Source organism: Microbacterium luticellae (genome assembly GCF_050408645.1).
Classification (GTDB): Bacteria; Actinomycetota; Actinomycetes; order Actinomycetales; family Microbacteriaceae; genus Microbacterium.
Map to the genome: position 1 here is coordinate 475,991 of NZ_JBNTKE010000001.1, position 14,728 is coordinate 490,718.

The following is a 14,728-nucleotide window of genomic DNA, read 5'->3' on the forward strand; positions in this document are numbered from 1 at the left end:
AATGTCGCAGGGTGCACTATTAGCCTTGGGGTTAGTTCAGTCAGCACTGTATGATCAGTGCATGCTGACCATTGCTTCACGCCTCGACGTTATGAACCGGCTCGGCCGGGCCATGGCCGACCCGACGCGCTCCCGCATCCTGATGACCCTGCTTGACGGCCCCAGCTACCCAGCCGTGCTCTCGCGCGAGCTGGAACTGACCCGCTCGAACGTCTCGAACCATCTGACCTGCCTGCGCGACTGCGGCATCGTGGTCGCCGAGCCGGAGGGGCGACAGACGCGCTACGAGATCGCCGACCCGCACCTCGCGGCGGCACTGACCACGCTGGTGGATGTGACGCTCGCTGTGGACGAGAGCGCGCCGTGCGTCGATGCCGACTGCACTGTGCCGGGCTGCTGCGGAGTCGGAGCGAGCGCATGTGTGATGTGACGAAGTCCCAGGTGGAAGGCGTCGAACTGGACGATGACGATGACGACCACGACGGCCCCTGGTGGACCGACCGCGGGATCATGGTCCCGGTCTTCTCCGGCGTCGCATTCCTGACCGGTCTCGTCCTGGAGTGGTCCGGGCTGGAGATCCCGGCGCTGGTGGCGTTCTGGATTGGTCTGCTGCTGGGCGCGTCGACGTTCACGCCGGGCGCGATCCGGAAGCTGTTCAAGGGCAAACTGAGCATCAGTCTCCTGATGACGATCAGCGCGATCGGCGCGGTCATCCTCGGCTACGTCGAAGAAGCCGCCGCGCTGGCGTTCCTCTACTCGATCGCCGAGGCACTGGAAGACAAGGCGATGGACCGCGCCCGCGGTGGACTGCGGGCGCTGCTCAAGCTCGTCCCGGAGACCGCGACCATCCGCCAGGACGGATCCTCAGTGGAGGTCGCCGCGAAAGACCTCGTTGTCGGTCAGCTGATGCTGGTGCGGCCGGGCGAGCGGATCGCGACCGACGGCGTCGTCCGGACGGGGCGCTCCAGCCTGGACACCTCCGCGATCACCGGTGAGTCGATCCCGGTGGAGGTCGAGCCCGGGGACACGGTCTCGGCCGGCGCGATCAACACCGCGGGAGCGCTGGAAGTCGAGACGACCGCAGCGGGCACCGACAACTCGCTCACCACCATCGTCGACCTGGTCGAGCAGGCGCAGGCGGAGAAGGGCGACCGCGCCCGCCTCGCCGACCGCATCGCCCGCCCCCTCGTGCCCGGCGTGCTGATCCTCGCCGTCCTGGTCGCCGTGATCGGTTCGCTGTTCGGCGACCCCGAGCTGTGGATCACCCGCGCCCTCGTCGTCCTCGTGGCCGCGTCGCCGTGCGCGCTGGCGATCTCGGTCCCGCTGACCGTGGTCGCCGCGATCGGATCGGCGAGCAAGTTCGGCGTGATCATCAAGTCCGGTGCCGTGTTCGAACGCTTCGGCGTGATCCGCCACATCGCCGTCGACAAGACCGGCACCCTCACCCGCAACGAACCGGCCGTCACAGCCGTGCTCACCGCCGACGGGATCACCGAGGCGCAGGCGCTGGCCTGGGCCGCCGCGCTCGAGCAGCACAGCACCCACCCCCTCGCGGCAGCGATCACCGCCGCCGCGCCGGATGCCCCTGCGGCCGATGCCGTGACCGAGCAGGCCGGGCACGGCATCGAAGGCAAGCTCGACGGCGCGCGGATCACCGTCGGCAGTCCCCGCTGGCTGGACGCCGGGACGCTCGGCGACCAGGTGGCAGTCCTGGAGGAGCAGGGCATGACGGTCGTGATCGTGCACCGCGACGGTTCGCCTGTCGCTGCGATCGGCGTCCGCGACGAGCTGCGCCCCGAGGTCCCCGAGGTCGTCCGCACTCTCGCGTCCCAGGGCATCGGCGTGACGATGCTCACCGGTGACAACGCCCGCACCGCCCGCGCCCTCGCCGCGCAGGCCGGGATCGAGGACGTGCGCGCCGAGCTGCGCCCGGAGGACAAGGCCGCTGCGATCGGCGAACTCGGCAAGAACGGGCAGGTCGCGATGATCGGCGACGGCATCAACGACGCCCCGGCCCTCGCGGCGGCGGACATCGGCATCGCGATGGGCGCGACCGGGTCAGATGCCGCGATCGAGTCCGCCGACGTGGCGTTCACCGGCCACGACCTGCGGCTGCTGCCGCGCGCGTTCGACCACGCTCGACGCGGACGGCGCATCATCAACCAGAACATCATCCTGTCCTTGCTGATCATCACCGCGCTGCTGCCGCTCGCTTTGTTCGGCGTCCTCGGCCTCGCAGCCGTGGTGCTGGTGCACGAGATCGCAGAGGTCGTCGTGATCCTCAACGGCCTGCGCGCCGCCCGGACTCGGAAGAGCGTCGCGTGACCGCGCAGGACGCCGCCGTCGAAGGGACCAGCACGCAGGAGCACAACCCATCGGCAGGGGGCAGACGTGCCCTCGGCCTTGCGCTCATCGTGGCCGTTCTTGCCCTGGCCGTGGACCAAGGGTCGAAGGCCCTCGCCGTGGCGCAGTTGACGCCGGGCGAGCGGATGCCACTGCTCGGCGACCTGTTCGGATTGTCGCTGGTCTTCAACCCCGGGGCCGCGTTCTCGCTTGGCTCCGGGGCCACCTGGATCTTCACGACCGTCGGCCTGCTCGCTGCCGTGATGGTGGTCGTTTTCGCCGTGCGGCTGCGCGGTGCCCGGTGGGGCGTCGCGCTGGGCATGGTCCTCGGTGGCGCGGTCGGCAACCTCATCGACCGGCTCGTGAATCCACCCTCGTTCGGGCAGGGGCACGTCACCGACTTCCTCGCCTACGGAAACCTGTTCGTTGGGAACGTCGCCGACGTCTTCGTCGTCGCCGGCGTCGGGCTGGTCTGCGTGAACCTGCTCCTACCGACTCCTCGCACGACAGCCGAAACCGACCGAACGGAGCCCGCTTCATGAAGGTCGAACTGCTGCACATCGTCGACTGCCCGAACACCGCCGTCGCCGAGCAGCACGCGCGCGCCGCGCTGGACTCGCTGGGACTCACGGACGTGCCCGTCGAGCTGGTCACGATCCACAGCGAGGCCGAGGCGGCGAACACCAGGTTCGGAGGCTCACCCACGGTCCTCGTCGACGGCGTCGACCTGTTCCCGACGACACCGGTTCGCTCGCTGGCGTGCCGGGTCTACGCGACGGAGGGCGGGTTCGCCGGAGCTCCCCGTCAGGAGCAGATCGAAGCGGCGTTGAGCTCACGAACCGCGTGAGCAGTGAGAGGGGGCGAGCTTATGGGACGCTTAGGTCGGTGTTGAGCGCAGGGCTGGGTACTCCGACCACTCGCCTCCGGACAGTCGCGCCCAGGCGGCAGCTGATGAAGGCGTGATCCCGAGCAGGTCGGACACAATCCGAGGATGCAACTGACGAGTGAGGTCCATCAGCGCGGTGACACGGGCGCTGCCGGCGAGGAGCCCTTCTTTGCGGAGTCGACGGCTGAGTGGTCCGGGGGTGAGTGGCCGGCCGGGGTTCCTGCCCGGGAAGAGCCAAGTGTCGGAGCGGTTGCCGTCGAGCAGCTGGACCATTGCTTCGGCGAGGACTTCGGGCAGCTCGATCGGTTCGGTTCCGACCGTCAGCGTCATGGGGCGCACGGTCGCATCGACCTGTGCACGGGTGATCGCGGCGATGCGGGTCAGGTGGAGTCCGTAGAACAGGACGAGCAATCCACTGACTCGCGTCACGGGATCCATGTCGTCTCGCGTGATGAACGCGCGCGCCATCGTCCACCGATGGTCGGCGGCGTAGTCGCGCCCTTCGAGGCGATGACTGCGGAACTCGACCCGGAGGCGGCTCAGGCGGTGCCGTCGCAGCCACCTGGTGAACGGCGCGAGGGCGTCCCGTTGTGAGGGCGAACCGGTGAGGAAGCCGTCGAGCGATCGCTGCGGGTATGTCGTCAGCGTTTCGCCGCTCGTGCGGATCTGCTGCAGGAGGGCCGCGCACTGCTTCAGCGCCGCCCGCACCTTCTGATAGGTGGAGCCGGATCGGACGGCCGTTTCCGGCCTGCCCCTGAGCGATCTTCCCGACGGCAGCAGCTCCCAGCTGCAGTACCGCCTTAGGAGGAGCCGGTCTTCGGGATGGGGGACGGTGGGAAGCCACCGTTGGAACCAGTGCTCGAACCTCGCCGCTTGGATGTCGAAATCGGGCAGCACGCCTGAGCGGATGAGGAGCGAGAGCAGGAATGCCACGGATTGCCCGGCTTGCGCTCTGGTCATGATCGCGTCCGCGGTGAGGGCCAGCGTGCCATCGGCGAGCTCGCGGAGGACGACCGCGCAGCGGCTCTTGTGCAGCCACCGCTCGAGGGAGATCGCACTGCCGTGGTGCGTCACCAGATACTCCGCGAGCGGGTGCAGCTCGGGGCGGATCTCTCCGCTGTCGTCAGCAAGCAGTTGCTGGATGGCGATGGGTCGCCGGCATTCCACGCATAGCCGGTGCTTGCGCACCTCTTCGATCGTCCCGCATCCGGGGCAGGCCATCGTGACGGGAGCTCCTGCGCACTCGGCGCAGACCTTGTGCCCGTTCATGAAGCCAGTGAGGAACACTTTCCGCCCGCACTCCGGGCACGGCTGGGGGCGTCGCATCGCGTAGTAGCAGCGGGCGCAGACCCGTCGGCCGTCCAGGTGCGTCGCTACGCGACCCGGTTCCCCGCAGAGCTCGCACATCTTGACCGGCGCGGTGTAGCACGCGAGACAGACGAGCGCGGGGCGACGGACGATAATCGTGGCGTGCTGCCCGCATCGCGAGCAGTCTCCGAACGACCGCGGATCGGCTCGCCAGCAGTCCCGGCAGAACCGTTGCCCGTCGACGGTGCGCTGCACGGGCTGAACTCGTCCGCAGCCGGCGCACGCGACCGATCGGGCATTCCGTTCACAGCGCGAGCAGTGGCGACCGCCGCTCGGCGTCTTGTGAGGCATCCGAACGGCACGTCCACAGGAATCGCATGTCGGCAAGACGACCTGCCCGGCCCCCTCGTTCACGAGAGCGTGGGCCAGATCCTGCACCGTCACCGGTACGTTCCGGTGTCGCCCTTCGAGGACTCCAGGTTGTTTGAGGAGTGCGAGTTCGAGACGCCGTTGGGTGAGCGGCACGGGTGCGACTTCAGCCACGATCTCAACAAGGCGCTCCACCGGGATCTCCGGCGCGATCGCGTGGACGAGCCCGGCGACCTCAGCAACCCTGGGCTCCTGCGGAGGCTTCGCCACCGCGGCCTACTTCGAGCGCGGGCGACGGATCGTGGCCCGCACGGGCCGCAGATCGCCGATCGCACCCCGCGTCGCCTCTTCACCCACCGCGACCGGGGCCGCAGCCTCCCGGCGGGTGACCTGCACGAGGTCGTCGAGCGAGCACTCCAACGCGTCGCACAGCGCGGCGAGCACGTCGATGCGAACCCGCTGCGGTGCTTGCGTCACCAGTCGGTACACCTGTTCCCGGGACAGGTCGACGCCCCGCTCCTCGAGCAACGGCTTCAGCTTGGAGGTCTGGAAGATCCCGCGCGAGGCCATCACGCTGCGGAGGTTCCATGCGGTCTCGAGCTCAACGGTCATCTGCTTCTCCTTCGATGAGGGCCTTCAACGCGTCCGCGAGTACCCGGTTCTTGAAGTCCGAGCTGACGGAGGCGTAGATCGAGGTCGTCGAAGCATGCATGTGCCCGACCTGCTCCTGGACGAATCGGTCGGCGTAGCCGAACTCGAGCAGGTGCGTCACGTACGAATGCCGGAGGCTGTGCAGCGTCAGGGCCTTCGACAAGCCGGCCTCGTCCCGCAGCTCCGCGAACCGCCGGTCGAGATAGCCGGCCGACAGCCGGGTGCGGCGCTCCGTCACCCACAGCGCGTCAAGATCACTGCCCGGGGCGAAACGATCGCGCGCCTGCTCCACCCACTGCTCCATACCCGTCACCCACCAATCGAACTCCGGCACCAACAGCACGGTCCGTCGTCGTGGCGCGCCACCTCCCGCGGCCTTCGCCCACCGCACGTGAATCGCGCCATAGCGGCCCCACTGCCGCATCTTCGCGTTGTAGTGCAAGTCAACCGTGTCGAGCATCACCGCTTCTGTGCGCCGCAACCCGAACGCGTAGACCGTCTTCAACAACTGCGCATCGCGTAGCGCGCCGAGCGCCCCTTTCCGGCCTGACCCGACCAGCGCCTCAACGCGCGCATCAGCCGTGTCGAAGAGACGCTCCACCTCGTCATAGGTCAACGGGCGACGCTTTCCATCCCCCTCGAACTCGAACCGATGCGCGACGGTGTTCCACGGCAAGCACACCTGCGACGGAATCTCCCCGAACTCTCGCTCGCAGATCTCCATCCAGTCATACAACGGGCTCGTCAGGTACTCGCAGAATCCATGGATTGAACCGTGGTTGTTCCGCAGCGTCGACAACGCTCGAACCCGGCCCATCGAATCGGCAGTGAACTCATCGACGTCTGCGACGGTCCACTTCCAAGGCGGCTTGTCGACGAAGTCGCGAAACCGCGTGACAGTTGCCAGTCGATTTTGGATGGTCTGGTCACGCAACCCACGAGAACGCTGCTGGCTGCGCCACCCCTCCACCATCGCGTCGAAGACCTGCTGCTCCGGGTTCGCCAACGCGATGTTCGACGCCGACGTGAGCAGTCGAAGAGACGCAGGAGAACCACCAAAATCTTTCATTAGATGCAACAAAGTACGACAGGGTGCATCACCGAGTCAAGCCGAACGGACAGATTCCCGACATTCCGCTGATACGGTCGGAGCATCAAGGCCTGAGAAATCCCAGTAGTCCTCGCCAGCAGGTGTAGACAGTTGCATTCACTGCAACAGTCGATGGTTGGAGATCCGGTTGGAGACCGCGCCGTAGACCTCGTAGTTGGAGGACCTGACGGCGACGCCTTTGGCGCGTGCCCAGTTCTTGATCTGGAAGTAGGGCTTGAACATGATGTCCGGGTCGATGCGCTTCGCGAGCGTGTTCGCAGCGACGACGCACCCATCGTTGTTGGAGAGCACCACGATGGGTTTGCCGCGCAGCTTCGGATCGAACGCGGCCTCGCAGGACGCGTAGAAACTCTCGGCGTCGATCAGCGCAATGGAACGGGGCTCAGGCACCCCCTCACGGTAGAAGCGACGTCCGACATTTGAAGCGGGCCGGCCGGGTCAAGTCGCGGGGCTGATGATGTAGGTCACGACGCCCCAGATCGTCATCTCGCTCAGCTCGGGCAGCTCGATGTCCGGATACTCGGGGTTCTCCGCCTGGAGCGTGACTCGGCCGTCGTTGTCGACATGGAGACGCTTGACGGTGTACTCGCCGTCGACGATCGCGACGACGATCCGCCCCGGTGCCGGCGCGATGCCGCGGTCGACGATGAGCATGGAACCATCGGGCACGACGGGTTCCATCGAGTGGCCGGCAGCCTTCCAAATGTAGGTGGCGACGCGGTCGCGGATGAGGCGCGCGGTGAGGTCGAGCTCTTCGGTGGGATAGTCCTGCGCCGGCGACGGGAACCCGCACTGGGCCACCTCGGGAGCGACCGGCAGGGTGAGCGTGGGCGCGAAGGCCAGGGACTGAGGATGTTGCACGCACACATCGTATCGAACACATCTTCGAAGAATGGAAGCGCTCTCAGTAGCCGAGGAAGCACGGGTGCACCTGTGGGGTGATCGTCGACCACGAAGGAGCCCCGCTCATGCCCACTCTCACTGATCTCGCCAAGGACGAGCGATCAGCTCGCATGGTGCTCACCATCGTGGGCACACCGAACGACGTCCCGACCGGGAACCTCATCGCACGCGTCGGCGCAGTCGACACCGTCGCATTCATCCAGAACGACGCCGAGATCCCCGGCGTGGACGAGGTACAGGCGGCCGTCTGGCGCGAGCAAGCACGAATCCGAGCAAGCGCAGAGACCATCGCGTATCGCCTTGCCGAAGGCGAGCAGTACTCGTTCATCACGCCGCTTGACGCGGAGTGGCCCGTGCAACTGGGCGACCTCGGCAGTCGCTCGCCCTATGGCCTCTGGGCACACGGAAACATTGACCAGCTCGCGGGCGGTGTCCGGACGATGGTCACGTTCGATGGTGTGCGGGCCGCGACCGGCTACGGCGAGGAAGCGGCACGGTCAATGGCGGGCGAGCTTGCCTATGCGGGATACACGGTCGTCTCCGGTGGCGCGTACGGGATCGAAGGCACCGCCCATCGGGGCGCGCTGGCTGCCGGCGGTGGCACGATCGCGGTGCTCGCCTCCGGCGTGGACCGGACCTACCCGTCGGGGCATGCGGATCTGTTCGAGCGGATCAGACAGAACGGCGTCGTCGTCTCCGAACATGCGCCCGGTGTCGCACCGACCCGGCAGCGGTTCCTCGACCGTTCACGCCTGCTCGCGGCATTCTCCGAAACCACGGTCATCGTCGAGGCAGGTGCCCGTTCCGGATCGATCTGTACCGCGGTCGAGGCCCGCGACCTGGGGCGGACGGTGGGCGCGGTACCGGGGCCGATTACGAGCGCTGCGAGCACGGGCGCGAACTTGCTCCTTCAGCAGGGCCGCGCTCAGCTCGTGACCAACGCGGCCGACGTGAGGGACCTCATCGAGCATGGCCAGTTCACCCGCCAGCTTCCGTACTTCGGGTCCCCTTCGGCATCAGCGACGCGGGAGACCCCGCAGCAACGTTCTCTCTAACGCTGCTCCTTCTTCATGCTCGGATCGTCAGTGGACGGTCCGAGCATGTCGTGTGTAATCCACTCTGGGTACCAGGAGAGGAACGTGGCTGGGTCTGCCGGGGCGCGGTCGTAGTCGATACCGCCATCGTCGGAGTAGAGGAACCCCTCGGTGAGACGCGCGAGCGCCACTGCCACGTACCCGGCCAGAATCCGAGTCTGCAGAGGCTGCGCTGCCTGCATACGCAAGAACCAGGAATGTTCGATCCGTGCGGTCTTCTCGAACGGGAACCCCTGCAGGCTGCCGATGAGGGCTGCCCGCTCAGCGTACTCAGCGATCACGGCCGTGTGCGGGAGATCTTCGAACTCGTTGACATCATCATCGAAGTAGAAGTCGAAGGCGTACTCGATGACGGGGAACGACAGCCACCCGTAATCGTCGCCACGAAAGTCGAGGGTCTCTGTCTCGTCGTCGAACCTGGCCCAGTGCTTCCCGCCGGGCATTTCCATGACACGCTCGATGTGAGGCCGTAGTTCCGCGTCTGAGACGCCGCCGACGATCTCCGCCAAGTGCGGGTCGGCCCGGTGTTCGATCAAGACTGCCTGCACCGTGTCGGCGAACTGCTTGAACGTCGGCACATGCGCTGAAGACGGATACACGTCAATCACCGTCGACATGTTGACCTCCTTCATCGCGATCGCCCGTTGACGATCGAAACGAATAAACATCGGTCGGCCGGGAGAGAACAGGCTCGCGTCTCATCTAGAGAAGCGAGCCTGTCGTATTGCTGTCAGCCTACTGGAGCTGGCTGCCTCGAAGCGACGTTGGGATCACGCGCAGCGCTTGAGGTGAGGGCGACGGTCAGAGAATGAATGTGTCTGTGGCGTTCACACGATCGACGGCTTCCCGGAACTTGCCTTCCGTGACGCGCTCAAGCAACTGTTCCGGAGACGTGGCTTGGCCGTTGGACGATACCGGTAGGTCTGGGTTGGGTGTCTGCCACCAAGTGATGAGCGCCTGTGCCAGGGCTGTTTTCTCCGCACCGTTGGCTCTGCGGGTGAGCTGCTGGTTGGTATCGCCGACGGCGTCGATCATCTTGCCGTCACGGAACTGGAACTGAGGATAGTGCTTGGTCTTGCCGAGGTCGATCTCGATGAGACAGCCGTAGCGGAGGTAGGTCCGTAGCAGTTGGTAGCGAGCCGCCTTGTGGGCCAGCTCGTTCTTGCGCTCATCATTCGAGAGCTTCTCAGGAAGTACTTCTGCCCCGGTCAGCGAAGCGCGCACTTGAGCCGTTGTCAGGGACTTCGCCTGGTCGAGAAGACTTGCCGCCTTCATTGGTCGCGAGTCCAACCTGAAGCTCGGGTCCCACAGCTTCTCGTTCTCCCATCTTTCTGGGAAACCGAGCTGGTGGAGGCGGAAACCGATCTGCTGGGCCTGGCTCGTGATGAACTCCACCACATCGAGCACGCTCCGGTCATCGGGCGCGATGCTCAGGATGAGGTAGCGCAGGATCGACAGGACACCGTAGAGACGATTCGACACGGTGCTTGTTCCGAGCTGATGGAGCAGGTGCTGGTCGTCGTTGCGGGTGTCTCCGGGAGTGTCGATGATGACGTCGAAGACGCGGTTCCACACGCGGCCGTAGTGGGCGCAGATGTTCCTGACCACGCGGAGCGCGTTGAGCCAGTTCGAGAACGCACCGCGGTCTCCCTTCCCGTCCGCGGTATTCACCTGGAATCGGGCTGCAAGGATCTCTTGGTCGAGCTGCGGCATCAACGTGTAGAGATTGCTGAGGACACCGAACGACATCACCTCGGTCGCAACCCAGATGGGCAAGTGCGGCCCATACTTTCCGCGGAAGTGCAGCACGAACTCGTCTCGGGCTCGGGACTCGTGCCGTTCGTATTCATCGAGCCAGTCGGTGTATGTCGTCGTTGGTTCTGGTGCTTTATCCGCTTCAGCAGGGCGGAGCGCTCCGAGGACTTCGGGCTTGCGATGCGCGAACAGGTCGATCGCACCGAGTCGGTGGCCGATGAAGAACCGTAACGAGATCTCCAACTGGCTCAGCAAGGCGCTCAACCTGGTACGCAACTGCTGGTCGAAATCGTAGATCGAGACCACCTGTGCCAGCTTGGCTCCGGGGCGGAAGGTATCGAGGCGGTTCTCGCGACCTTCATCGTTCAGCGCCGGTGCAGGTGCGGGCTGGAACTGGCGGTAGGGATGCCAGTAGCCGGACAGCCTGTAGTATCCGTACCGCTCCAGCACGGCTGTGGCGAATTCGTCCGAGCCGCAGTCCATGCCGCGCGTGCGCAGCCGCCGGATCTGGGCAGGGATCGACAGAAAGGGTTTCGCGTAGGAGCTGTCCAGATTCTGCATGCACTCGGTATCCTCACGAGGCGTGCCACGTTGGAGTACCTCGACTAAAAGAGAACAGACCCGCGTCTCATTTAGAGAAGCGAGCCTGTCGTATTGACCCCTACTTTATGCGACCCTCGTCATCCGGTCAAGCGCAGTGAAGACAACACTCAGGAAGCGTCAGAGCCGAAGACCAGGAGCCTCGCGCTGACGCAACGGCGGCTCCTGCCACGGCTTCCGCGCCACGCTCTGCGCCGCCTTCAACGCCGCCTCGGCTGCGGCACGGTCGCGCTTCTGCGACGTCGACTCCGCCGGAGCACCAAGAGTCGCATCTACCTCGACCCGGTAGCGGTCACGGTACGCAGCAACGACCCTGGCCGAACGCCGCCATGCCGCGAGTCGCCGTGGATCAGACGGCACCGACCCGAGCCAGGCGACCCAGCCCTCGCTGTTGCCCAATCCGCGATCGAGTACTGCGTCGGCCCGCATCTCGATCAACTCCCGACGCTCAGTCAGAGCTCGCCGCATGTCTTCGGGCATCGGCCCGGTTACTTCGGGGATGAGCCCGGCGATCAATCGCGGCGTGGTGCGTGCGCGGCCGGAGCCCGTGTATCTGCTGGTCGCGGCGGCGAGGCGGTAGCGCAGGACGGCGGCGATGTCGTCGGCATCATCGAACTGTCGTGCCGCCACCAGCCGCGGCACCAGGGAATCGAGGTCGTGGCTGTGGGCTTCGGCTCGGCGCAGCTCCGCGGTGAGCGGTCCGAACGCATCCGAACTGAGTGCGGACTCGGCTTCGGTGTCGGTGAGGCCGGAATGGCGGATGAGGTCTGTCCAGCGGTCGTGTTGGGCGGCGGCTGCGAGGGTGTCGTATTCGGCTGCGAGCTGAGCGATCGTGCCCCAGCGCTCCTGCTCAACCGTGAGCGTCTCATGTGCCGAGAGCTCGCCGCCCTGATGCTGGAGTACTCCGTAGAGGACGCTGCGGCCGGTGGCTGCGTCGTTGTCAGCGGGGTGAGCCATCTCGTGCGCGTCATCGGGCCGATCGACGGAGACGTAGGCCTGGTTGAGCTGGCGTCCGCGGGTCATGGCGACGTAGAGGTTCTCCCGCGTCATCGACGCATCCACGAGCACATGGGCGGTATCGACGGTGACGCCCTGCGCACGGTACGAGGTCACCGCGTAGCCGAGGTCAACGTGCTCGGCCACATACTCAGCAGGCAGCACCACCTTCGAGCCCCGCTCGGCACCGGCGCGCTTCACGAGAAGCGACCCGTCAGTGCGAACGTCGAGAACCGTCCAACGGTCGCCGTTGCGAACCCACCCGTGCCCGGCAGTGAGACGGCGGTCGTTCTTGCGCGTGATGATCGTGTCCCCAGCCGCCGCACGGGCCTCATCGCGAAGCAGCGCCTCCCGCGGGCCTCCGACGACGCCGTCGAGAATGAGGTCGGTGCGGGCGCGCTCGTTGAGGGCGGTGACGGACTCGTTGGAGTCGGAGATCAGGATCGACGCGAGCCCTGCGACGCGGTCAGCCTTCCACGCGGTGTAGGCGTCGTCGATCATCTGCTCGGTGTCGCCGTCTGTGATGCGGTCGTGCTCGGCGTAGGTGTCGATGATCTCGGTGTTGCCGTGGCGGAGCTGGAGGGAGGCGTGCTTCTCCCAGTCGTGGGTGAAGCGGTGCACGTCGGTGAGCTGGGGCACGTCCTCGCGAGCGTGTGCGAGGAGCCCGAATGCGCCGCCCGCGTCGACGGACTGCAACTGCGCCCAGTCGCCGACCAACAGCACCTTCGCGCCTGCCTCGGCTGCGAGCCCGGTGATCCGATCCAACGTGTGCGTTCCGGCCAAAGAGGCCTCGTCAAGGATGACGAGCTGGCCGGGACGGAAGGTGTCGCCGTGGGTGAGGTGGTTCTGCCACCACTTCGCAGTGTTCTCCGTCGCGATCCCGAGATCCATCGCAAGGACTTCGGCCGCACCAGCGGACGGTGCGAGGCCGACGACGGAGCCCTTACCGCGCTCGGCTTCCCACGCGGTGCGCAGGGCGCGCATCGCGGTCGTCTTGCCCGCTCCAGCCGGCCCCACGAGGAGATCAAGCACTCGGCCCGAGGCTGCGATCGAGGTGAGCGCGGCGGCCTGATCCTCTCCGAGAGCGTGCTCGCCTCGGCGCGGGTGCTGCAACACGCGTGCAACCGTGTTCACGGTGACCGTGGGCGCGGTGAACGCGCGGGAGTGGTCGAGCAGCCGGTCTTCGGCTTCAATGAGCTCTGTTGAGGTGTAGATCGTCGAGTGCTTCGGCCGAAACACCGACGTCCCATCCTCACGACGGAACGCGAGCGGAGAGGACGCCAGCTCTACCGGCGTAAGCCGCAGGGAGGCGTGCTCGGCAGCATCAGCGATCAACTCGGTAACGGCCTGGCGATCTTCGAAGCTGGTGAAGCGGTAACCCTTGGTTTGACGGGCAGCTTCAGCGGTGAGATTCCAACGCCGCCACGTCGTCCGCTTCTCACTCACCACCTCGACTACGCGCGCAGCGATTGACTTGACCACGTCCAGTGGCACGTCGTCCGCGCGGAGCAGGAGCGGTTCCTCGGCTGGGATTGCATCGGCAGCCCAGGCCGTCGCGTCACGGCCGAGGAGCTTGCTCGCGCGTGCACGCCACACCGCCGTCAGCTCGGCCAAGGAATGCAGCGTCTTCTCCGGACGTGTGGACAGTGTTGCTTGCGCGCGCAGGCGGATGATCGTGCGGGCCGTGGGCTGGTGCCCGTGGGTGGCGACGTAGTCGGCGATGAGGCGATCCTTCTCCTCATCGATCATCCGCGACCGAGACGAGAACTCCGCCGTCAATGCCTCGGGTACGGAGGCGATCGCCCATGCGGGGTTGCGGTCCTTGCCGCGCTCGCGGGTCTCCCAGGCGAGACCGAGGGCACGGGTGAGGTGGTCGGCGAACACAGCCTCGTGCATCTCGGAGATCGCGACGGTAGCGGCGTGCATCGGGCGGGAGTCGAGCGAGCGCCACTTGCCATCCAGCACCGTCTGCACCTTGTTGCTGATCACCACGTGCGTGTGCAGATGTGGATCACCGGCACGCGAGTCGAAGTGATCGTAGGCGGTTGCAATGAGTCCGCGGACGTCGACTTGTGCAACCGCGCCGTCGCCCGCAGTTGCACCGGTCCTCGTTGTTGCAACCTCGCGCTCCATGTACGCGAGCATCTCCGCAACCGCAGCGTGGTGAGCATCAGCGATGATCTGCTGGGTACGTGCGTCAGCAACGGCCCAGAGCACGCTCGCGGACTTCGGAACCGAGAACGTGAAGTCGAATCCCGCCACCGCACGCCGCGGCGACTTCGTGGCCTCCTCGGCCTCGATCTGGGTGATCGCGGTGGCCTTCTCCTGCAGGCTGAGGCTCGGTTCGAGCGCGTTGACGCGGTCGGCGACGCGCTCATCCGGGTTCTTGTAGACGGGGTATGCGCGGCCGAGGGGCTGGCCGGTGAGGGGGTCGCGGCCCATGCCGATGAGGAGTTGAAGCTGCGCCTCCGACACCGCGGAGCCCTCGACGAGGGTGCCGTTGCCGAGGGTTGGGAGGCCTGCGCCCATCCAGCGTCCGGGAGGGGTGCCTTCGGCGTTGTAGTAGCGGGTCAGTGGGGTGGAGAGGGAACGGTCGACGTCGCCGGTGGCGACGGTGCGCAGGAGGTACTTGTAGCCGTCGCCAGCGGACATGACTCGCATCGAAACGGTCACCGCAGCACCTCCTCCCGTTAGGAAGGAGGTGCGCGGCCG

13 protein-coding genes are annotated in these 14,728 nt (G+C 66.3%); 5 read left to right on the forward strand and 8 right to left on the reverse strand.

The window, feature by feature from the left end:
- Positions 1 to 61 precede the first annotated feature (61 nt).
- From cmtR to ACQUSW_RS02370, 4 genes are read left to right on the forward strand one after another with little or no spacing between them, the layout of a single operon-like run.
- Positions 62 to 430, forward strand: coding sequence for a Cd(II)/Pb(II)-sensing metalloregulatory transcriptional regulator CmtR (cmtR, locus tag ACQUSW_RS02355; protein WP_428930663.1), 369 nt, complete (start codon positions 62 to 64; stop codon positions 428 to 430).
- Positions 418 to 2,325: a heavy metal translocating P-type ATPase gene (locus tag ACQUSW_RS02360; RefSeq protein ID WP_428930664.1), complete on the forward strand. Its 1,908-nt coding sequence runs from the start codon at positions 418 to 420 to the stop codon at positions 2,323 to 2,325. Before cmtR ends, ACQUSW_RS02360 begins: the two co-directional genes overlap by 13 nt.
- The gene (lspA, locus tag ACQUSW_RS02365) at positions 2,322 to 2,885 is read left to right on the forward strand and encodes a signal peptidase II (RefSeq protein ID WP_045263232.1); all 564 of its coding nucleotides are present in this window, start codon (positions 2,322 to 2,324) and stop codon (positions 2,883 to 2,885) included. The genes ACQUSW_RS02360 and lspA overlap by 4 nt, the downstream gene beginning before the upstream one ends.
- Positions 2,882 to 3,190, forward strand: coding sequence for a hypothetical protein (locus ACQUSW_RS02370; protein WP_045263231.1), 309 nt, complete (start codon positions 2,882 to 2,884; stop codon positions 3,188 to 3,190). Before lspA ends, ACQUSW_RS02370 begins: the two co-directional genes overlap by 4 nt.
- Before the next feature lie 30 nt (positions 3,191 to 3,220).
- Here the strand turns inward: ACQUSW_RS02370 and ACQUSW_RS02375 are convergent, their stop codons facing one another.
- The 5 genes from ACQUSW_RS02375 to ACQUSW_RS02395 all read right to left on the reverse strand — a co-directional run bounded on the left by ACQUSW_RS02375 (position 3,221) and on the right by ACQUSW_RS02395 (position 7,529).
- Positions 3,221 to 4,498: a hypothetical protein gene (locus ACQUSW_RS02375; RefSeq protein WP_231579237.1), complete on the reverse strand. Its 1,278-nt coding sequence runs from the start codon at positions 4,496 to 4,498 to the stop codon at positions 3,221 to 3,223.
- Between the two features lie 684 nt (positions 4,499 to 5,182).
- On the reverse strand, positions 5,183 to 5,518 hold the full coding sequence (locus ACQUSW_RS02380) for a helix-turn-helix domain-containing protein (RefSeq protein WP_017828522.1): 336 nt from the start codon (positions 5,516 to 5,518) through the stop codon (positions 5,183 to 5,185).
- Positions 5,508 to 6,563: a tyrosine-type recombinase/integrase gene (locus ACQUSW_RS02385; protein WP_428931257.1), complete on the reverse strand. Its 1,056-nt coding sequence runs from the start codon at positions 6,561 to 6,563 to the stop codon at positions 5,508 to 5,510. The genes ACQUSW_RS02380 and ACQUSW_RS02385 overlap by 11 nt, the downstream gene beginning before the upstream one ends.
- 201 nt (positions 6,564 to 6,764) lie before the next feature.
- Entirely contained in the window at positions 6,765 to 7,058 is a 294-nt protein-coding gene (locus tag ACQUSW_RS02390; protein WP_428930665.1) for a Y-family DNA polymerase, read from the reverse strand.
- Between the two features lie 48 nt (positions 7,059 to 7,106).
- Positions 7,107 to 7,529, reverse strand: coding sequence for a LexA family protein (locus ACQUSW_RS02395; RefSeq protein ID WP_308423399.1), 423 nt, complete (start codon positions 7,527 to 7,529; stop codon positions 7,107 to 7,109).
- 107 nt (positions 7,530 to 7,636) lie between these two features.
- Between ACQUSW_RS02395 and ACQUSW_RS02400 the strand changes: the two genes are divergently transcribed.
- Positions 7,637 to 8,626, forward strand: coding sequence for a DNA-processing protein DprA (locus ACQUSW_RS02400; protein WP_428930666.1), 990 nt, complete (start codon positions 7,637 to 7,639; stop codon positions 8,624 to 8,626).
- Here ACQUSW_RS02400 and ACQUSW_RS02405 read toward each other — a convergent pair.
- The 3 genes from ACQUSW_RS02405 to mobF form a co-directional block, all read right to left on the reverse strand.
- Entirely contained in the window at positions 8,623 to 9,282 is a 660-nt protein-coding gene (locus tag ACQUSW_RS02405) for a hypothetical protein (RefSeq protein WP_188700228.1), read from the reverse strand. The genes ACQUSW_RS02400 and ACQUSW_RS02405 overlap by 4 nt on opposite strands.
- Positions 9,283 to 9,466: 184 nt before the next feature.
- Positions 9,467 to 10,981 (reverse strand): Abi family protein, encoded by a 1,515-nt coding sequence (locus ACQUSW_RS02410; protein WP_428930667.1) that lies wholly within the window; start codon positions 10,979 to 10,981, stop codon positions 9,467 to 9,469.
- Between the two features lie 159 nt (positions 10,982 to 11,140).
- Entirely contained in the window at positions 11,141 to 14,677 is a 3,537-nt protein-coding gene (mobF, locus tag ACQUSW_RS02415) for a MobF family relaxase (RefSeq protein ID WP_428931258.1), read from the reverse strand.
- Positions 14,678 to 14,728 lie beyond the last annotated feature (51 nt).

Excerpts from the sequence above, each read along its gene's own strand:
- cmtR (WP_428930663.1), top strand. The coding sequence starts at position 62 with ATGCTGACCATTGCTTCACGCCTCGACGTTATGAACCGGCTCGGCCGG.
- ACQUSW_RS02360 (WP_428930664.1), top strand. The coding sequence starts at position 418 with ATGTGTGATGTGACGAAGTCCCAGGTGGAAGGCGTCGAACTGGACGAT.
- ACQUSW_RS02370 (WP_045263231.1), top strand. The coding sequence starts at position 2,882 with ATGAAGGTCGAACTGCTGCACATCGTCGACTGCCCGAACACCGCCGTC.
- ACQUSW_RS02375 (WP_231579237.1), bottom strand. The coding sequence starts at position 4,498 with ATGAACGGGCACAAGGTCTGCGCCGAGTGCGCAGGAGCTCCCGTCACG.
- ACQUSW_RS02380 (WP_017828522.1), bottom strand. The coding sequence starts at position 5,518 with ATGACCGTTGAGCTCGAGACCGCATGGAACCTCCGCAGCGTGATGGCC.
- ACQUSW_RS02400 (WP_428930666.1), top strand. The coding sequence starts at position 7,637 with ATGCCCACTCTCACTGATCTCGCCAAGGACGAGCGATCAGCTCGCATG.
- ACQUSW_RS02405 (WP_188700228.1), bottom strand. The coding sequence starts at position 9,282 with ATGTCGACGGTGATTGACGTGTATCCGTCTTCAGCGCATGTGCCGACG.
- ACQUSW_RS02410 (WP_428930667.1), bottom strand. The coding sequence starts at position 10,981 with ATGCAGAATCTGGACAGCTCCTACGCGAAACCCTTTCTGTCGATCCCT.
- mobF (WP_428931258.1), bottom strand. The coding sequence starts at position 14,677 with ATGCGAGTCATGTCCGCTGGCGACGGCTACAAGTACCTCCTGCGCACC.